Here is a 17,953-nt window from a genome sequence, read left to right on the forward strand (position 1 = left end):
GCGAAGAGGTCACACCCGTTCCCATGCCGAACACGGAAGTTAAGCTCTTCAGCGCCGATGGTAGTTGGGGGCTTCCCCCTGTGAGAGTAGGACGCCGCCAAGCAATGTAAAAGACCAGCTTTAAATAAGCTGGTCTTTTTTATTGTTTTCTCACCTGGAAAATGATTTTATAGCAAAGAAAAATGACGAATAACAGGCCAACGCTTATGAATAAGCCGATTCGTTCGCTCGTATGAATCATAGCGCCGGAGAGTGCCAGCAAAATAAAACCGATGCCTAAGTATGAAGTGAAAGGATATCCGAATGCTTTAAATGATGTTTTATTTTGATATGTTGGATGGAGTTTAATATGAGAAGCCAGGATAATGATCCAATTTAAAATCAGCATAACTCCGGCGGAAGTGGTGATATACTCATACATATTGCTTGGTAACAGATACGAGAAAAAAATCGAAATACATAATCCTAAAGCCGTAAGCGAGAGTGATTTAAAAGCAATGCCGCGGCTGTTTTTTTCTTGTAAGCCTTTAGGAGCATCGCCATCTTGAGCTAAAGAAATCATGACATGGCTTACTGAAAACAATGCACCGACCATTGTTGAAAATGCTGCACTAATGATGATGGCGTTAAATATTGAATCGATATAAGGGATTTGAAAAGCTGCCAGTGCGGTTACAAATGGACTTTCCGACTCGTTAACGGTTGTCCAGTCCACCATAAGAAATATCAGCAGCAAGGCTGCCAAGTAGATGGAGACGAGCGGAATCGTCAATCCAAACCCCGCCTTGGGAATTTCATTTTTATTTTCAAGCTCTGATGATACGACACCGATAACAGCAATACCGCCAAAAGAAAAAAAGACAAAAATAAGCGCTGACCATAAACCGATAACGCCATTTGGAAACAGCGCTCCGAAAGCCACCGATGCAGTCCCTGCAGCATCCTTCGGGTTGACCACACCAAAAACAAACAAAAGGCCAAAACATACAAACGCAATTAAAGTTGAAAGTTTGATGATAGCAAATATAGATTCGATTTTTCCAAAGTTTTTGACTCCCAAAAGATTGATGCCAATTCCCAACCCGGAATACATGATTGAAAAAACCCATAATGGAATATAGGGAAACCAAAATTGTGTGAATGTGGCAAGTGCAACGACTTCACTGGACATGATAAAGATGCCCGCCAGCCAATACATCCAGCCAGACATAAAGCTTATCGGGTGACCGTATGCTTTTCTGGCGTAGGTTCGAAATGAGCCCGCCTGGGGATCATTGACGGTCATTTCCGCGAGTGCGCTGAATACAAAAAAAGTTGTCAGACCGGCTATCATATAGCCAAGTAAAACAGAAGGACCAGCGGTTTTTATCGATAGTCCCGTCCCTAAAAAAAAGCCTGCGCCAATAATGGAGCCGATGCCAATCAGAGAGAGCTGCCACCATTTCAGTTCTGGCCCCTTTCCCTGCGCTGCTTGTTTTGCCTGCTGATGTTTTACGGTTTGCTTGATGAGATGAGGATCTTTCATCAGACTCAGTCCTTTTAAAATCGATAAAGGTATTATTTCCATTTTCCCGAATTCTATCATGAGCAGGTCAAGCTCATTTGCCGGAAAATCCGCACATAGATGACGTTGATACAGACACCTAATGCCCAGCGCCTACATATACTGATCTAACCTTCAAAAACTTTCTTAATTTTGTATACAAATATTAAAGGTTGGAAATACTTATACCATGGAGGTGGAATGGATGAGTAAGTCTGATCATGGGGAAACGTGTATCATTTGTGAACAAACAAAAAGCGAAGGAATTCACCTTTATACTAAATTTTTATGTGAAGATTGCGAAAAAAAGATTATATCGACATCAACGTCCGACCCTCAATACTCTGATTATGTAAAAAAATTAAAAAGTCTCCGCACACCGCCATTGTATTCTTAGACCGTTTCAAGGTCTTTTTTTTTGCCTATCGATCGGGAGTCTTTCAGATCCTATCAGAGCACGGTATAATAAAGATGGGAAACATGCGGATTGTTTCGGGACATCGGATTGAGATGTCTTTTTTGATATATGACAGCGGCTTTTTAGCTTATGAAAGAATGGATGAGGAGGAGATGATGTGATGAAACCGATTTGTCATTTTTTACTTCGTACTGTAATCGCAAGTACAATGTCCGTATTCCTTTGGTTTACCAGTTTCTTTGCCTTTGACCAGACATTTCTCCTGTCCTCTCTTTATGCGGCAGGAGCTTGGACTGTCATTTATGCCGGGGGAAAGTGGTATGGAACCTATTTATTTTTAAGAGACAATCAGCTTACAAGACGCGAATATGCCTATATTAAACAAAATTTGCGGGAAGCAAAAGAGAAAATAGCCCGTTTAAGAAAAGCGCTGTTTGCAGTGAGAAATATCCAAACGATAAAACAGAATTTTGAAATTTTGCGCATCGTCAGAAGAATTTACACGATCACAAAGAAAGAGCCGAAGCGTTTTTATCAAGTGGAACGCTTTTATTATCAACACCTTGATTCAATTGTTGAATTGACAGAAAAATATGCTTTGTTAGCCTCACAGCCAAAGCGGAATGCGAAGCTGGAAGTGTCGTTGAGCGAAACGCGAATGACAATTGACAAGCTTGCAAAACAATTGGAAGAAGACCTTTACTGTCTGCTGAAATCGGATATCGAACACCTGGAATTTGAGCTGGATGTCGCCAAAAATTCGTTGAAGAAAAGCTGAAGGAGGAGAGATGAATGACTGAATCCAATCCTTCACAGCGAAAGGGCGCGGCGGGACGTGATCTTCTTGTCGATCCTTATGGACAAGGAGCAGATGTATTGTCTGAAAAAAACCGGAGGCGGGCATTGCAGCTGGCTGAACAGATTGATCCGAAAAATCACCAGAGCATCACACAATTTGGAGCTCAAACTCAATCAAAACTGGCTGATTTTTCTCATGCCTTTTTGGAGCATGTTCAAAAGAACGATGCAGGCGAGACCGGAAACGTTTTAGGAGAGCTGGTGAAAAAGCTTAAGCAGGTCAGCCCTGATGAGTTGCAGCCGAAAAAACGGAGCTTCTTTTCCCGCTTTTTCGGAGGGGGTTCCCATTCCGTCCAAGAGGTTTTATCACGGTACCAAAAAACTGCCGTCCAAATTGACAGAATCAGTGTAAGGCTTGAATATTCCAGAACAGCATTGATCGGTGATCGCAAAATGCTTGATCAGCTTTATGAAAAGAATCGGGAATATTACGAGGCGTTAAATATTTATATTGCCGCCGGGAGGCTGAAACTGGAGGAATTGCACACAAAAATTATTCCCAAGCTGAAGGAAGAACTAAAAACGGAGCGGCATCATATGGCCGCCCACGACATAAACGATATGATTCAGTTTGCCGACCGGCTGGAAAAACGTCTCTACGATTTAACAGTGAGCAGGCAGATTACGCTGCAAAGCGCGGCGCAAATCCAGCTCATTCAGCATACAAACCAAGTATTGGCCGAAAAGATCCAGTCTTCAATTATAACAGCCATTCCTCTGTGGAAAAACCAGGTGGCTATTGCGCTTGCCCTGCTGAGGCAGCACCGCGCTGCAGAAACGCAAAAGCAAGTCTCCGACACGACAAATGAGCTTCTCATCAAAAATGCAGAGATGCTGAAAGCCAATTCAGTTGAAATCGCCAAAGAGAAAGAACGCGGCTTCGTCGACATTGAAACCTTGAAAAAAGTGCAGGACAATTTAATCGGCATAATTGAAGAGACCCTCAACATTCAAGAAGAGGGACAGGCAAAACGGCTGAAGGCTGAAGAAAAAATAAGGCAGCTTGAGGGAGATTTTAAAATGAAGCTTATGAATATGAAAGACGATCGGTAAATTTCCAAAAGGTCTTCCTTTAAGTCAGGCATTTTCAAAGGTATAATAAGGTCAGCATCCACTTGATGAGAGATGTTTGAATAAAGAGAGATGCCGGGAAGGATTTCCGGGCTTACATAAAAGGATCGGTATACATGAAAACACCTTTATATACAGCATTGGTTCACCATGCAGAAGGAAATCATCAATCTTTTCACGTTCCGGGACATCACAATGGAGATGTCTTTTTTGATGAAGCGAGAACCCTGTTTGAATCCATCCTGAAAATCGATGTCACCGAATTGACGGGTCTTGATGATTTACATGAGCCGTCAGGTGTTATAAAGGAAGCACAGGATTTAACCTCAGAGCTTTTTGGTGCAAAAGAAAGTTTTTTTCTCGTTAACGGATCAACGGTCGGCAATCTGGCCATGATTCTTTCAGTCTGCGGACCGGGTGATGTCCTGCTCGTTCAGCGAAATTGCCACAAGTCGGTATTTCATGCGGTTGAACTGTCGGGCGCCCAGCCGGTGTTTTTGACGCCTGAAGTGGATGATGCGCTTGATGTTCCAACCCATGTTCTGCAAAAGACCGTCCAAGATGCGATTTTAAAGCATCCGTCGGCAAAAGGGCTGATGCTGACATATCCTAATTACTACGGACATGCCGTCAACCTTCAACCCGTTATCTCTGAAGCCCATAAGCATGACATACCTGTCTTAGTCGATGAAGCCCATGGCGCCCATTTTATATTGGGCCGTCCATTTCCCCAGCCGGCATTAGAAGCGGGTGCGGATGCCGTCGTACAGTCAGCACATAAAACGCTGCCGGCGATGACAATGGGCTCCTACCTTCACCTCAACAGCGGGAGAATCAACAGGGACAGGCTGAAGCATTATGTGACCGTACTTCAGAGCAGCAGCCCTTCCTATCCGATTATGGCTTCTTTGGATTTAGCCAGGGCCTATGCCGAGGAGATCATAAAATCGCATAGAATAACAAAGATTGAAAAAGGGATCAATGAAATAAAAGAGCATTTCTTCAAAATCAAAGGACTGGAAATCGTAGAACCGGCTGATCCCGGCGTTCGGCAGGACCCTTTGAAGCTTTGTGTCAGGTCGCTTCATGGCCACTCCGGCTATGAATTGAAAAGCATCTTTGAGGCGAACGGGGTCCATCCCGAGTTAGCAGATGAAAAGCAGGTGCTGTTCATCCTTCCACTGGAGGGGAAAAGCAGACTCACACCGGAGCTCATCAGGAAGATTGAAAAGGGAATCGATCACTGGCCGGCCGCCAAGCAAAGCCGATCCCGGATCGAGCTGCCTATAGAAAAAATCACCACCTTGCCTTTTGAAAAAAGCGTCCTTTCCTCTTTGAAAAAAGAGGCGGTGCCATTGAGCAGGGCTGCCGGCAGAATCAGCGCCGAGCAGGTGATTCCATATCCGCCCGGCATTCCTTTGATCATGGCGGGGGAAAGAATAACCGAAGAGAGCATCAGCCAGTTGTCACGGCTTATCGACCTGAATGTTCACATTCAGGGAGGCGTTCACTTGGAGGATAAACAAATAACTGTCTATATAGAAGAGGAGTAATCATGAGCGGTTTATTTATTACTTTTGAAGGTCCTGAAGGTGCAGGAAAAACAACCGTCCTTGAGGCCGCAGCCCAAATATTGATGAAAAACGGCCATTCCGTTCTTGCAACAAGAGAACCGGGAGGCATTGACATATCCGAACAGATTCGCGAAGTCATTCTTAATCCGAAAAATACGGATATGGACCCTAAAACAGAGGCGCTTTTATATGCAGCGGCAAGGAGGCAGCACCTTGTTGAAAAAGTCAAACCCGCCCTTGATAAGGGGCAAATCGTCTTGTGCGACCGGTTCATCGACAGCTCCTTGGCTTATCAAGGATATGCAAGGGGACTTGGAATGGACGAAGTTCTTTCTATCAACCAGTTTGCGATCGGCGGTATGATGCCGGATGTGACCATTTTCTTTGCGATTGAACCCGAGGAAGGCCTCAAACGGATCAATGCAAATGAAGACCGGGAAAAGAACCGTCTCGATCTTGAACAAATTCACTTTCACAAGCGGGTTCAGGAAGGCTACCAAGAGGCGATCAAACGGTTTCCCGACCGTTTTCAAACGGTTGACGCCAGCCAGACATTTGAAGATGTATTAAAAAGGGTAAATCAAATTATTAATGAAGCGTTAAAAAATCGGCTGTGACCTGATTACCAATCGTTGTTATAATGGAAACAAGAATATCCTTAGGCGTTTCCAATCAAAAGGAGGCTTTTCATATGAAGTTAATTATAGCTGTTGTTCAGGATCAAGACAGCAATCGGCTTTTAAAGGCTTTGACCGATCATAATTTCCGCGTGACCAAGCTGGCGTCAACCGGCGGTTTTCTGAAATCGGGAAACACCACCTTCATGATGGGCGTTGATGATATTCGAGTGGATAAAGCGTTAAGTCTGATAAAAGAAAACGGAAGCAAACGGGATCAGCTGATTGCGCCTGTCTCTCCGATGGGAGGAAATGCGGATTCTTATGTTCCTTATCCGGTTGAAGTTGAAGTAGGCGGAGCAACCGTTTTTGTACTGCCAATTGAGCAATTCCATCAATTTTAAGGGTTGAGGATATGAAAATAAGTCAAGAACTGCGGACGATGATAGAAAAACAGCAGGCTCCTGCAATCAGAGGAGAAAATGCTGCTGCTTCTTTTAAGGAAAAGATGAATATACAAAGCGGTAAGCTCAGGTTTGAACAGCTGACGATGCTTTTGACCGATATCGAAACGTTTGGCAAAAGACTGACGAAATCAAGAAACTTCAAGGACTTGGCAAGATTTAAAGGCTTGATCAAACGTTTTGTGAAAGAAGCCGTGGAAAACGGTTTAACGCTTGAGAATTCAAGGAGTTTCGATTTATACGGAAACAGCAGAACGCTAAGCATCGTCAAGGAGCTTGACGAAAAGCTTGTACAGTTGACAGAGGAATTAATGGATCAAGAAAAGCCCTCTATCGAATTGTTGGAACGAATTGGGGAAATAAAGGGTTTATTGATAAACCTTTACACATAGAGAGTGATGGTATGGCTACAACCTGGACAGACATGCAAAAGCTTCAGCCGCGTGTCATGAAGCTTTTGCAAAACAGTATAGAAAGAAATCGTCTTGCACACGCTTATTTGTTTGAAGGCCGTAAAGGAACAGGCAAGCTGGATGCGGCCATATTGCTGGCGAAAAGTTTTTTTTGTCTGGAAAACGGTGCGGAACCTTGTGAATCCTGCCGAAACTGTCAGCGGATTTCTTCCGGCAACCATCCTGACGTACACGTCGTTCATCCTGATGGCTTATCCATCAAAAAAGGACAGATTCAGGCTCTTCAAGAGGAATTTTCAAAAACGGGCTTGGAATCGCATAAAAAGCTGTACATTATCTCCCATGCAGACCAGATGACGGCAAATGCGGCCAACAGTCTGCTGAAATTTTTGGAAGAGCCGAACAGCGATACGATAGCCATTCTTTTAACGGAACAGCAGCACAAGCTGCTTGATACGATTATATCGCGGTGTCAGGTTCTGTCTTTTCAATCGCTTTTGCCCGAATCGATTGAAAAGGAGCTGATCAAGCAAGGCGTCACACAGCAACTTGCTGCGATTTTGTCGAATATGACCAACAATTTATCGGAAGCGCTCGAATTAAGTCGAAATGATCAGTTTGCAGAGACGAGAGCGAAAGTGATAAAATTGTATGAAGTCTTACACCAGCGAAAAGGACATGCTTTTTTCTATATTCAAGATCAGTGGATGCCCTTTTTTAAGGAGAAAGACCATCAAGAAATGGGTCTTGATATGCTTTTATTTATATATCGTGATGTGTTGTCTATTCAGATCGGACATGAAGATAAAATATTATTTCAGGACTTATTCCAATCATTAAAACAGCACGCGCTGCAATCAACACAACAAAGAGTGACAAACCAGATTCTTGCTGTTTTAGAAGCAAAAAAACGGCTTTATTCCAATGTGAATGCCCAAGGTTTAATGGAGCACTTGGTTTTAATGCTGCAGGAGGGATAAGCTTGTATAACGTCATAGGTGTTCGCTTTAAAAAAGCGGGCAAAATTTATTATTTTGATCCAAACGGATTTCAGATAGATAAAGACAGCTGCGTCATCGTTGAAACGGTTCGCGGCGTTGAATACGGGCAGGTTGTCATCGCGAATAAGAAGGTGGACGAAAACGACGTTGTGCTGCCGTTGAAAAAAGTGATCAGGGTGGCGGATGAACGCGACCGGCTGATTGTGGAAGAAAATCAGGAAGCTGCACTTTCCGCCTTTGACGTATGCCAGAAAAAGGTCAATGAACACGGCTTGGAAATGAAATTGGTCGATGTCGAGTTTACCTTTGACCGAAACAAGGTTATTTTTTATTTTACGGCCGACGGAAGAGTGGACTTCAGAGAGCTTGTTAAGGATTTGGCATCCATCTTTAAAACGAGAATCGAACTGAGACAGATCGGTGTAAGAGATGAAGCCAAGATGCTGGGCGGCATCGGGCCTTGCGGAAGAATGCTGTGCTGTTCGACGTTTCTTGGCGATTTTGAACCGGTTTCTATCAAAATGGCAAAAGACCAAAATCTGTCCCTTAATCCAACGAAGATTTCCGGTCTATGCGGACGGCTGATGTGCTGTCTGAAATACGAAAACGATGAATACGAAACAGCCAAAGAACAGCTTCCGGATATCGGAGAAGTGATCGCCACGTCCAACGGACCGGCAAAGGTCGTCGGACTGAATATTCTCGAACGCATCCTGCAAGTCGAATTGACAGATTGCGAAAAAGTCGTTGAATACACGTGGGATGAGCTGTTGCAAGAAGGTGTCGTATCTGCACAAACCACAGATTGACGAGGTGTGAAACCTTGGATAAAAAAGAATTGTTTGATACAGTCATAAGTTTAGAAGAACAAATCGGATCCCTGTACCGGCAGCTTGGAGACCTTAAGCAGCACATCGGGGAAATGATCGAAGAAAATAATCATTTGCAGCTGGAAAACGAACATCTGCGGAAGCGGTTGGAAGAGACAGATCAAAGGCTGAATGTGGCAAAAGCGGATGAGAAAGAGATAAAAGCGGAAAAGACAGGGCATGCTGATATTGGAGAGGGCCACGATAATTTGGCGCGCCTGTATCAGGAGGGCTTCCACATCTGCAATATCCATTACGGAAGCGTCCGCAAAGAAGGAGACTGTCTGTTCTGCCTGTCGTTTTTAAATAAAAAATAAAAGCAAGGGCTTCCGGCAGACGGAAGCCCTTTTCACAGGACAGAAAGGGAAAAAACATGATTCAATTAAAAGATGATGAACGACTCGATTATTTGCTGGCAGAAGATATGAAAATCGTGCAAAGTCCGACGGTTTTTGCGTTTTCTTTAGATGCGGTGCTGCTGTCAAAGTTCGCCTATGTTCCCATCCAAAAAGGGAAAATCATTGATTTATGCACAGGCAACGGGATTGTTCCCCTGCTTCTCAGCACCCGTTCAAAAGCGGACATCACCGGGGTTGAAATCCAGGAAAGGCTTTATGATATGGCGCTTCGCAGTGTGGCCTACAACAATCTGGAACAGCAGATTGATCTCATCAGGGATGATTTGAACAATATGCCGCAGGTGCTTGGCTATAACAAAGCTGATGTTGTCACTTGCAATCCCCCTTATTTTAAAACTCCGCAAAAAACGGAGCAAAACCTGAATGAACACCTGGCTATAGCCAGACATGAAATTTACTGCACGCTGGAAGATGTGATTCGAGTCAGCAGCAAGCTTTTAAAACAAGGCGGAAAGCTGGCTCTCGTTCACAGGCCGGGCAGATTGCTCGAAATCTTTGAATTAATGAAGGCATATCAGATTGAACCGAAACGTGTGCAATTCGTTTATCCGAAACAGAGCAAAGAAGCTAATACCATTCTGGTGGAAGGCATTAAAGACGGCAGGCCCGACCTTAAAATTTTGTCTCCTCTGTTTGTATATGACGAGAATGACCAATATACAAACGAGATAAGGAAGATTTTATATGGAGACAAATGATCATTACTTTTATGTGCTGTCATGCGCAGACGGCAGCTTATATGCGGGCTATACGAACAATCTCGAAAAACGACTGAAAACCCACAATGACGGAAAGGGCGCCAAATATACAAGAGCGAGGCTGCCGGTCACGCTCCATTATGCGGAGCGCTTTCCAACAAAACGGGAGGCGATGCAAGCTGAGTATTATTTCAAAAAATTATCGAGAAAAAACAAAGAACATTATATAGAAGAAAAGCAAAAACGAAGGGAGGCTGTTGATCATCAATCGACAAAAGAGCTTTGCTCAACAATCAGAGATGGGCATTCTATACCTCGTGCCGACGCCAATCGGTAATTTGGAGGATATGACATTTCGGGCCATTGATACATTGAAAGAGGCTGACGTCATCGCCGCGGAGGACACACGGCAGACAAAGAAACTGTGCCATGTCTATCAAATTGAAACACAGCTGGTCAGCTATCATGAACATAACAAAGAAAGCAGCGGACATAAAATTTTGGAATGGCTGAAGGATGGGAAAAATGTCGCTTTGGTCAGCGATGCAGGCATGCCGACAATCTCTGATCCAGGCGCCGAAATCGTCCGCGATTTTATCGCGATCGGCGGGTACGTTGTGCCTCTGCCGGGGGCGAATGCGGCTATGACCGCGCTGATCGCTTCGGGCATCGCTCCCCAGCCATTCTTCTTTTTCGGCTTTTTGGACCGGAATAAACGCGAAAGAAAAAAGCAGCTTGAGGCGTTGAAAAACAGGCGGGAAACGATGATTTTTTACGAATCTCCCCATCGGCTCAAGGAAACGCTGACGGCGATTTACGATGTGTTTGGCAACCGCAACATTGCCGTGACAAGAGAGCTGACAAAGAAATTTGAAGAATTTATAAGAGGGACGATCGAAGAAGTGCTGGCATGGACCGAGCAGGAGCAAGTGCGCGGAGAATTTTGCCTTGTGATTGAAGGGGCCGGCGAAGAGGTTGTCGAAGAAGCGCTTTGGTGGGAGAATCTATCAGAAAAAGAACATGTTGAATATTATATCGGCAAAGGACTCCATTCGAAAGAAGCGATCAAAAAAACCGCTGCCGACCGAAGCGTTCCCAAACGAAAAATTTATGAAGCCTACCATATACAAAACTAAAAAAACCGCTCTTGCTTCCGCAAGAACGGTTTTTGTATAATCAAAATAATTATTTTTGAGATTGAAGTTGTGCTTGAATCTCGTTGATGATTTGCTCAGCGCCTTCTGGGCTAAGAACCAATTTACCGCCGGCAAGTTTAAGGTTGTCATCAGAAACTTCACCTGTTACTTGGCAAGTCATGTTTGGTTTATATTTTTTCAAGATGATTTTTTCGTCGTCAACATAGATTTCAAGAGCGTCTTTTTCTGCGATTCCAAGTGTACGGCGAAGTTCAATCGGAATCACCACGCGTCCTAGCTCATCAACTTTACGTACGATACCTGTAGATTTCATATTCATTCTCCTCCCGAAAGATTCTTATTTTAATAGGTGTTATTATCTTCGTCATTATTCGACAAAATCCTTACAGTCCTAGCATAACAAGGTTTCCAATAAACGTCAATCATTTTCTTTTCTATTGATTGTAAAAATTACATCATATAGTCAAAAGACCTTGTGAGAACTGATTAAACAAGGGATTTGAAGATGATAAAACCAAGTTATAGTCTTGAAAAATGCCCTTAAATCAAGACTTTCGAACTAAGGTTTTTCTTCATATCGATTATATACGACATTATTCGACAATGAAAGCATTTTTTTGTCGAAGTATAATTTTTCTTTTCAAATCAAAAATTGTAATCGACTGCATTCATTGTTTGTCGACAATGTATATTTTCTTGAACTTAAAGGCTAAGATGGTATCATATATAGAGGGATTATATATTGAGTATATAGTGAATGAATGCACATGCCGCTCTCGTCCTTTGGGCGGGAGTTTTTTGACATTTTAATTGGGAGGTTCCATGATGCCGCAAGAAAAGAATACGTTTTACATTACAACACCGATCTACTATCCAAGTGGAAAGCTACATATTGGTCACGCCTACACAACCGTTGCCGGTGATGCGATGGCCCGGTACAAAAGACTGCGGGGCTTTGATGTAAGATACTTAACAGGAACAGATGAGCACGGACAGAAAATCCAACAAACAGCGGAGAAGGAGAATATCACTCCGCAGGAATTGGTCGATCGTGCGGCAGAAGACATTCAAGAGCTCTGGAAAAAGCTAGATATATCCAACGATGATTTCATTCGAACCACACAAGAACGGCATAAAAGTGTGATCGAAAAGGTTTTCCAAAAGCTGCTCGACAACGGCGATATTTATCTTGATCAATATGAGGGCTGGTACAGCATCCCTGATGAAACATTCTACACCGAAACACAGCTTGTCGATGTTGAACGCAATGAAAAAGGCGAGGTGATCGGCGGAAAAAGTCCTGACAGCGGGCACCCCGTTGAACTGATCAAGGAAGAATCCTATTTCTTCCGTATGGGGAAATACGCTGACCGCCTTCTCGCTTTCTATGAAGAGAATCCTGAATTCATTCAGCCTGAATCCCGCAAAAACGAAATGATCAACAATTTTATTAAACCGGGTCTTGAAGATTTAGCTGTCTCCAGAACGACATTTGACTGGGGCATCAAAGTGCCGGGAAATCCAAAGCATGTCATCTATGTATGGATCGATGCGCTGTTTAACTACATCACGGCTCTGGGCTTTAATACGGCAAATGATGAAAATTATCAGAAGTATTGGCCGGCTGATGTTCACCTGGTCGGCAAGGAAATCGTCCGCTTCCATACCATCTATTGGCCGATCATGCTGATGGCATTAGACCTTCCATTGCCTAAAAAGGTTTTTGCCCACGGCTGGCTGTTAATGAAAGATGGAAAGATGTCTAAATCAAAAGGGAATGTAGTCGACCCTGTGACACTGATCGACAAATACGGCCTTGATGCACTTCGCTACTATCTGCTTCGCGAAGTTCCGTTTGGATCTGATGGTGTATTCACACCGGAAGGATTTGTTGAGCGGATAAATTATGACTTGGCGAATGACTTGGGCAACCTTTTAAACAGAACGGTCGCCATGATCAACAAATATTTCGACGGACAGATCCAAGCTTATGAAGGCCCTGTAACGGCTTACGATGAATCGCTGTCTTCATTTGCAAAAGAGACGATTCAAGCGTATGAGCGGGCGATCGAAAACATGGAGTTTTCTGTTGCACTTTCGTCCCTCTGGCAGTTTGTCAGCAGAACCAATAAATATATTGATGAAACAGCACCATGGATTCTTGCGAAAGATAAAGAAAAAGAAAAAGAGCTTCAATCTGTGATGTACCATTTAGCTGAATCGCTGAGAATCACCGCTGTGCTGCTTCAGCCGTTTTTAACGCAGACGCCTGAAAAGATTTTTTCACAGCTGGGCATTTCCGATCCTTCATTAAAAGGATGGGATAGCATTGACAGCTTCGGACAATTAAAGTCGGTGCAGGTTCAAAAAGGAGAACCGTTGTTTCCGCGGCTCGATGCTGAGGAAGAAGTCGCATATATTAAAGCAAAAATGCAGGGAGCGGCTCCAAAAGAAGAAGCGAAAAAAGAAGCGGAAGCGCCTGAACGGCTCTCGGAGATCACAATTGATGATTTTATGAGCACGGAGCTGCGGGTTGCTGAAGTCATTCGTGCGGAACCTGTTAACAAAGCGGACCGGCTGTTGAAGCTTCAGCTCGATTTAGGCTTTGAAAAGCGCCAGGTCGTTTCGGGAATTGCGAAACACTACAAACCTGAGGAGCTCATCGGCCGAAAAGTGATTTGCGTAACCAATTTAAAACCGGTCAAGCTAAGAGGCGAGTTGTCTCAAGGCATGATTTTAGCTGGAGAGGATCAAGGTCTTCTTTCACTGGCATCCGTAGACAGTTCACTGGCGAACGGGACACGTATTAAATAAATCAGACCAATAGCAAAAGGTGTTTCACGTGTAACATTTCGTCGAACACCTTTTGTTTTTATCGACAACATTTATGAAAAAGGTGGCGTTTACATGTTATTTGACACACATGCACATTTAAATGCCGAGCAGTTCAACGACGATTTGGAAGACGTGATTGCCCGGGCAAAGAAAGAAGAAGTGGAACACATCGTAGTGGTCGGTTTTGACCGGCCGACGATTACGCGCGCAATGGAATTGATTGATGCTTATGATTTCATTTATGCGGCAATCGGCTGGCACCCTGTTGATGCGATTGATATGACGGATGAGGACTTAGCATGGATCAAGAAGCTCTCGGCCCATGAAAAGGTTGTGGCGATTGGAGAAATGGGACTGGACTATCATTGGGATAAATCGCCGAAGGACGTTCAAAAAGAAGTGTTCAGAAAACAAATCGCATTGGCAAAAGAGGTCAACCTGCCGATCGTCATCCATAACCGCGAGGCAACTGAAGACGTTGTATCCATATTGCGCGAAGAAGGGGCGGAAAAAGTCGGCGGCATTATGCATTGCTTCACCGGGAGTGCCGAAATCGCCAAAGAATGCATCGATATGAATTTTTACCTATCTTTTGGCGGGCCGGTCACATTTAAAAATGCCAAAAAACCGAAAGAAGTTGTCAAACAAGTGCCGAACGATCGAATTTTGATCGAGACGGATTGCCCGTTTTTGGCGCCTCATCCTTTTAGAGGAAAGCGTAATGAACCGAGCTATGTCAAGCTTGTCGCTGAGCAGATTGCTGAACTGAAAGGGCTGACTTATGAGGAAGTGGCAACTTTTACTACAGAGAATGCAAAAAAACTTTTCGGCATTAACTGACAGCATTTGATATCGACCTGTGGGCAAGCTTGTCTTTTCGGGAGAAGGTTCTCAAAAGTTCTACATGTCTGTTTACACTCATAGGATATCTGTGTCGACAAGTCTTTCTTTCTTTCTTTTATGAGGGTGTTTTCCCATAATAAAAGAGATGGCGGGCTTGCGGAGAAAATAGAGAGGAGGGTTGACAGGCTTGTAGATACTCTATATAATCTCCCCGAGGAGAAGGAGGCGTTTTTCATCATACAAAAAATGAAAAAGCTGTTTTCCGTAAAGCTTAGCAAAAGCAGATGGATACTGGTTGCTGCTGGACTGCTAGTGGCAGGAAGCGGAACTGCTTACGGAGTACATGAGCTCGCTAAACAGCAAGTCTCAATATCTATTAACGGGAAAAAGCAGGATGTTCGCACGCATGCTAAAACCGTAGGCGAGCTGCTGAAAAGTTTGGATATTGAAACGAGGAAAGAAGATCTTATTTCTCCCGCTGAAAATACAAAAATCACGGGCAACATGAACATTGAGTATGTTGCTGCCAAGCCCGTTCAGTTGACGATAAACGGGAAGGAAAAGAAAATATGGACAACAGCGGGTACAGTCGGAAAGCTTCTGAAAGATTTAAATCTTGAGTTGGCGGAACACGATCAAATTAACCCCTCAGTTGATAAAGAAATAAAAAAAGATATGAAGCTGACTTTGCAAAGGGCTTTTAAAGTAACCGTAAAGGATGCCGGTAAACATAAAGATATATGGACAACTTCGACTACGGTCGCTGACTTTTTAAAACAACATAAGATCAGCATAAGCGATAAGGATGAAGTCAAGCCTGCACTAGACAAGAAGCTGACGAAAGATCAGGCTGACGTTTACATCACCCGTATCAAAAAAGTCACCGATGTAGTGGAAGAAAAGATCCCTTTTGACGTCCAGAAGAAAGAAGATTCATCTCTGGAGAAGGGCGAACAGAAGGTCGTTCAGCACGGCAAAGAAGGCAAGCTTAAAAAGCATTATGCCGTCGTGATGAAAAACGGCAAAGAAGTTTCCAGGGAATTGATTAAAGAGGAAACGACAGCAGAAAGCAAAGCCAAAGTGATCGCCGTCGGAACAAAACGAAAAGCAGTGGCGCAAGTCAGCGCGAATGTATCGCGCGGCAATCAATCCTCAGGAAAAGAATTTTATGTATCATCCACAGCGTATACTGCAAGCTGTAACGGATGCTCAGGCCATACTGCGACCGGCGTGAATTTGAAAAGCAATCCGGGCTCCAAGGTGATTGCTGTAGATCCAAGCGTCATTCCATTGGGCTCCAAAGTGCATGTAGAAGGATACGGTTATGCGATCGCAGCCGATACGGGCTCAGCCATTAAAGGCCGCAAAATTGATGTATTCTTTCCGAACAAGTCCGCCGCTTACCGGTGGGGGAACAAACGAGTTAAAATCAAGGTTTTGAACTAAATATACTTATATTATTTTTAGCAAGCAGAGGGATTTTGCGCCCTCTGTTTTTTTGGTTATAATAGATCCATCTTGTTTCTCATCTAATTAGACGGTTTTGTTACAAAAAGGTTTCAGTTTTTTTTAAAATGTAATATAAGGTTTTTCGACATTCGGAGGAAAAAATGAAAATTAAAGAAATTATTGTGGTTGAAGGACGTGATGACACAGCCAAAATCAAATCGGCTGTTGATGCAGATACAATAGAAACAAACGGATCTGCTATAGGAGAGGATGTCATCAGGCGGATTCGGCTCGCTCAGAAAACGCGCGGCGTCATTATATTTACTGACCCCGATTTCCCGGGGGAGAAAATCAGAAAAACGATTGCCGAAAAAGTACCGGGCTGTAAGCATGCATTTTTGCCAAAGCATTTGGCAAAGCCTAAAAACAACCGGGGAATTGGTGTTGAGCATGCCTCGCTTGAAAGCATCCGCGACTGTTTGAGAACCGTTCAAGAAGAAATGGATGCGGTGGAACCGGAAATCAAGACCGAGGATTTAATCGAAGCCGGCCTGATTGGAGGCCCGCTTGCGAAACAAAGACGCGAGCGGCTCGGCGACATATTGAATATCGGATACACAAACGGAAAGCAGCTTCAAAAACGGCTGCAGATGTTTCAAATTAAAAAGAGTGACTATTTAAGCGCGCTGGATGCAGTGCTGCGGGAGGAAGAGAATGAATAAGGACATCGCCACCCCAATAAGAACAAAGGAAATTCTCAAGCGGTACGGTTTTTCATTTAAGAAAAGCTTGGGACAGAACTTCCTGATCGACACGAATATATTGGACAGAATCGTTGACCACGCCGAAGTGACCGGGACAACGGGCGTGATTGAAATCGGCCCGGGGATCGGGGCATTGACCGAACAGCTGGCAAAACGCGCGAAGAAAGTGGCGGCGTTTGAAATCGACCAAAGGCTATTGCCGATTTTAAAGGACACCCTTTCTCCGTACGACAATGTAACGGTCCTCCATCAGGATGTTCTGAAAGCGGACATCAAGGCGGTGATGGATGAACAGTTTCAAGACTGTGAAGAGGTCATGGTCGTCGCTAATCTGCCGTATTATGTGACCACACCTATTATTATGAAGCTTTTAGAGGAGAATCTGCCTTTGAAAGGCATTGTCGTCATGCTGCAAAAAGAGGTCGCAGACCGGATGGCAGCTAAGCCTTCTTCAAAGGAATACGGATCCCTCTCCATCGCCGTTCAGTTTTACACTGAAGCAAAAACGGTCATGAACGTTCCGAAAACCGTTTTCGTACCTCAGCCAAATGTTGATTCTGCCGTCATCAGGCTGACGTTGAGGAAAGAACCTGCCGTTCAAGTTCAGAATGAAGCGTTTTTCTTTCAGGTCGTGAAGGCAAGTTTTGCTCAGCGCCGCAAAACGCTTTTAAACAATCTCGTCAATAATTTGGCGAATGGCAAAGAGCATAAAGCGGATATTGAAAAAGCGCTCCAAGACTCGCAGATTGACGGCAAAAGGCGCGGAGAATCGCTCAGCATTGAAGAGTTCGCCGTTCTGAGCGAGCATTTATCGAAAGCCCTTCTTTGATGGAGGGCTTTTTTTATGAAGCGCGGCGCACTGATGAGGCTTGCCAGCTGTTCACCACTTGAACGGCAGGTACATAGGCTAAAGAAGCACCTTTATTATTGTTTTTTCGTTCATCATGATGGGGCTTAGTC

The 17,953-nt window shown here is 44.0% G+C and carries 21 protein-coding genes and 1 rRNA gene; 19 read left to right on the top strand and 3 right to left on the bottom strand.

The genetic code is table 11. From position 1 onward, the window contains the following. Positions 1 to 103 (top strand): 5S ribosomal RNA (gene rrf, locus ACINLD_RS21040); the annotation flags it as partial. A 36-nt stretch (positions 104 to 139) separates the two neighbouring features. On the opposite strand, the gene ACINLD_RS21045 is transcribed toward rrf, so the two are convergent. Together ACINLD_RS21045 and ACINLD_RS21050 are read right to left on the bottom strand one after the other, a co-directional pair. Next, positions 140 to 1,525, bottom strand: coding sequence for an amino acid permease (locus tag ACINLD_RS21045; protein ID WP_035428869.1), 1,386 nt, complete (start codon positions 1,523 to 1,525; stop codon positions 140 to 142). A 184-nt stretch (positions 1,526 to 1,709) separates the two neighbouring features. Further along, positions 1,710 to 1,814 carry a hypothetical protein gene (locus ACINLD_RS21050; protein WP_372708716.1) on the bottom strand — a complete coding sequence of 35 codons (105 nt, stop codon included), beginning with the start codon at positions 1,812 to 1,814 and terminating at the stop codon, positions 1,710 to 1,712. Here ACINLD_RS21050 and ACINLD_RS21055 point away from each other — a divergent pair. From ACINLD_RS21055 to rsmI, 13 genes are all read left to right on the top strand, one after another. After that, positions 1,782 to 1,940 carry a sigma factor G inhibitor Gin gene (locus ACINLD_RS21055; protein WP_409446681.1) on the top strand — a complete coding sequence of 53 codons (159 nt, stop codon included), beginning with the start codon at positions 1,782 to 1,784 and terminating at the stop codon, positions 1,938 to 1,940. The two genes, ACINLD_RS21050 and ACINLD_RS21055, sit on opposite strands and share 33 nt — an antisense overlap. A gap of 181 nt (positions 1,941 to 2,121) precedes the next feature. Then, positions 2,122 to 2,739, top strand: coding sequence for a 5-bromo-4-chloroindolyl phosphate hydrolysis family protein (locus ACINLD_RS21060; RefSeq protein WP_409445313.1), 618 nt, complete (start codon positions 2,122 to 2,124; stop codon positions 2,737 to 2,739). Between the two features lie 14 nt (positions 2,740 to 2,753). Continuing rightward, positions 2,754 to 3,872 (top strand): toxic anion resistance protein, encoded by a 1,119-nt coding sequence (locus tag ACINLD_RS21065; RefSeq protein ID WP_277692206.1) that lies wholly within the window; start codon positions 2,754 to 2,756, stop codon positions 3,870 to 3,872. 134 nt (positions 3,873 to 4,006) lie between these two features. Next, entirely contained in the window at positions 4,007 to 5,443 is a 1,437-nt protein-coding gene (locus tag ACINLD_RS21070) for an aminotransferase class I/II-fold pyridoxal phosphate-dependent enzyme (protein ID WP_409445312.1), read from the top strand. Between the two features lie 2 nt (positions 5,444 to 5,445). After that, positions 5,446 to 6,081 carry a dTMP kinase gene (gene tmk, locus ACINLD_RS21075; RefSeq protein WP_026589841.1) on the top strand — a complete coding sequence of 212 codons (636 nt, stop codon included), beginning with the start codon at positions 5,446 to 5,448 and terminating at the stop codon, positions 6,079 to 6,081. 74 nt (positions 6,082 to 6,155) lie between these two features. Next, positions 6,156 to 6,485, top strand: a complete 330-nt coding sequence (locus tag ACINLD_RS21080) for a cyclic-di-AMP receptor (protein ID WP_026589840.1) — start codon at positions 6,156 to 6,158, stop codon at positions 6,483 to 6,485. A gap of 11 nt (positions 6,486 to 6,496) precedes the next feature. Next, positions 6,497 to 6,937, top strand: coding sequence for a YaaR family protein (locus ACINLD_RS21085; RefSeq protein ID WP_077735259.1), 441 nt, complete (start codon positions 6,497 to 6,499; stop codon positions 6,935 to 6,937). Positions 6,938 to 6,948: 11 nt separating this feature from the next. Continuing rightward, complete coding sequence (holB, locus tag ACINLD_RS21090) at positions 6,949 to 7,938, top strand: DNA polymerase III subunit delta' (protein ID WP_077735258.1); 990 nt, start codon at positions 6,949 to 6,951, stop codon at positions 7,936 to 7,938. Positions 7,939 to 7,940: 2 nt separating this feature from the next. After that, the gene (locus ACINLD_RS21095) at positions 7,941 to 8,768 is read left to right on the top strand and encodes a stage 0 sporulation family protein (protein ID WP_026589837.1); all 828 of its coding nucleotides are present in this window, start codon (positions 7,941 to 7,943) and stop codon (positions 8,766 to 8,768) included. A gap of 14 nt (positions 8,769 to 8,782) precedes the next feature. Next, positions 8,783 to 9,145, top strand: a complete 363-nt coding sequence (yabA, locus tag ACINLD_RS21100; protein WP_409445311.1) for a DNA replication initiation control protein YabA — start codon at positions 8,783 to 8,785, stop codon at positions 9,143 to 9,145. A gap of 56 nt (positions 9,146 to 9,201) precedes the next feature. Next, positions 9,202 to 9,945, top strand: coding sequence for a tRNA1(Val) (adenine(37)-N6)-methyltransferase (locus ACINLD_RS21105; protein WP_026589835.1), 744 nt, complete (start codon positions 9,202 to 9,204; stop codon positions 9,943 to 9,945). After that, complete coding sequence (locus tag ACINLD_RS21110; protein WP_051290501.1) at positions 9,932 to 10,282, top strand: GIY-YIG nuclease family protein; 351 nt, start codon at positions 9,932 to 9,934, stop codon at positions 10,280 to 10,282. The genes ACINLD_RS21105 and ACINLD_RS21110 overlap by 14 nt, the downstream gene beginning before the upstream one ends. Further along, complete coding sequence (gene rsmI, locus ACINLD_RS21115) at positions 10,206 to 11,081, top strand: 16S rRNA (cytidine(1402)-2'-O)-methyltransferase (protein ID WP_026589834.1); 876 nt, start codon at positions 10,206 to 10,208, stop codon at positions 11,079 to 11,081. Before ACINLD_RS21110 ends, rsmI begins: the two co-directional genes overlap by 77 nt. Positions 11,082 to 11,130: 49 nt before the next feature. Here the strand turns inward: rsmI and ACINLD_RS21120 are convergent, their stop codons facing one another. Beyond that, positions 11,131 to 11,421: an AbrB/MazE/SpoVT family DNA-binding domain-containing protein gene (locus ACINLD_RS21120; RefSeq protein WP_085959887.1), complete on the bottom strand. Its 291-nt coding sequence runs from the start codon at positions 11,419 to 11,421 to the stop codon at positions 11,131 to 11,133. 506 nt (positions 11,422 to 11,927) lie between these two features. On the opposite strand from ACINLD_RS21120, the gene metG reads away from it, so the two are divergent. The 5 genes from metG (at position 11,928) to rsmA (ending at position 17,822) form a co-directional block, all read left to right on the top strand. Further along, positions 11,928 to 13,916, top strand: coding sequence for a methionine--tRNA ligase (gene metG / locus ACINLD_RS21125; RefSeq protein ID WP_077735256.1), 1,989 nt, complete (start codon positions 11,928 to 11,930; stop codon positions 13,914 to 13,916). A 93-nt stretch (positions 13,917 to 14,009) separates the two neighbouring features. Next, positions 14,010 to 14,777, top strand: a complete 768-nt coding sequence (locus tag ACINLD_RS21130; RefSeq protein ID WP_077735255.1) for a TatD family hydrolase — start codon at positions 14,010 to 14,012, stop codon at positions 14,775 to 14,777. Positions 14,778 to 14,897: 120 nt separating this feature from the next. Beyond that, positions 14,898 to 16,226, top strand: a complete 1,329-nt coding sequence (locus ACINLD_RS21135; protein WP_035428862.1) for a G5 and 3D domain-containing protein — start codon at positions 14,898 to 14,900, stop codon at positions 16,224 to 16,226. 164 nt (positions 16,227 to 16,390) lie between these two features. Beyond that, positions 16,391 to 16,951 carry a ribonuclease M5 gene (gene rnmV, locus ACINLD_RS21140; protein ID WP_077735254.1) on the top strand — a complete coding sequence of 187 codons (561 nt, stop codon included), beginning with the start codon at positions 16,391 to 16,393 and terminating at the stop codon, positions 16,949 to 16,951. After that, a complete protein-coding gene (rsmA, locus tag ACINLD_RS21145; protein ID WP_077735253.1) occupies positions 16,944 to 17,822 on the top strand; it encodes a 16S rRNA (adenine(1518)-N(6)/adenine(1519)-N(6))-dimethyltransferase RsmA in 879 nt (292 codons plus the stop codon). Before rnmV ends, rsmA begins: the two co-directional genes overlap by 8 nt. Positions 17,823 to 17,953 lie beyond the last annotated feature (131 nt).

The sequence above is a fragment of the Bacillus sp. z60-11 genome, assembly GCF_046464135.1.
Lineage (GTDB): Bacteria > Bacillota > Bacilli > Bacillales > Bacillaceae > Bacillus > Bacillus sonorensis_A.

Coding starts and splice junctions, on each gene's coding strand:
- ACINLD_RS21085 (WP_077735259.1), top strand. CDS start 6,497: ATGAAAATAAGTCAAGAACTGCGGACGATGATAGAAAAACAGCAGGCT.
- ACINLD_RS21070 (WP_409445312.1), top strand. CDS start 4,007: ATGAAAACACCTTTATATACAGCATTGGTTCACCATGCAGAAGGAAAT.
- ACINLD_RS21080 (WP_026589840.1), top strand. CDS start 6,156: ATGAAGTTAATTATAGCTGTTGTTCAGGATCAAGACAGCAATCGGCTT.
- holB (WP_077735258.1), top strand. CDS start 6,949: ATGGCTACAACCTGGACAGACATGCAAAAGCTTCAGCCGCGTGTCATG.
- ACINLD_RS21130 (WP_077735255.1), top strand. CDS start 14,010: ATGTTATTTGACACACATGCACATTTAAATGCCGAGCAGTTCAACGAC.
- ACINLD_RS21135 (WP_035428862.1), top strand. CDS start 14,898: ATGAGGGTGTTTTCCCATAATAAAAGAGATGGCGGGCTTGCGGAGAAA.
- metG (WP_077735256.1), top strand. CDS start 11,928: ATGCCGCAAGAAAAGAATACGTTTTACATTACAACACCGATCTACTAT.
- rnmV (WP_077735254.1), top strand. CDS start 16,391: ATGAAAATTAAAGAAATTATTGTGGTTGAAGGACGTGATGACACAGCC.
- ACINLD_RS21060 (WP_409445313.1), top strand. CDS start 2,122: ATGAAACCGATTTGTCATTTTTTACTTCGTACTGTAATCGCAAGTACA.
- ACINLD_RS21120 (WP_085959887.1), bottom strand. CDS start 11,421: ATGAATATGAAATCTACAGGTATCGTACGTAAAGTTGATGAGCTAGGA.
- ACINLD_RS21045 (WP_035428869.1), bottom strand. CDS start 1,525: ATGAAAGATCCTCATCTCATCAAGCAAACCGTAAAACATCAGCAGGCA.
- ACINLD_RS21065 (WP_277692206.1), top strand. CDS start 2,754: ATGACTGAATCCAATCCTTCACAGCGAAAGGGCGCGGCGGGACGTGAT.
- rsmA (WP_077735253.1), top strand. CDS start 16,944: ATGAATAAGGACATCGCCACCCCAATAAGAACAAAGGAAATTCTCAAG.
- ACINLD_RS21105 (WP_026589835.1), top strand. CDS start 9,202: ATGATTCAATTAAAAGATGATGAACGACTCGATTATTTGCTGGCAGAA.
- ACINLD_RS21110 (WP_051290501.1), top strand. CDS start 9,932: ATGGAGACAAATGATCATTACTTTTATGTGCTGTCATGCGCAGACGGC.
- tmk (WP_026589841.1), top strand. CDS start 5,446: ATGAGCGGTTTATTTATTACTTTTGAAGGTCCTGAAGGTGCAGGAAAA.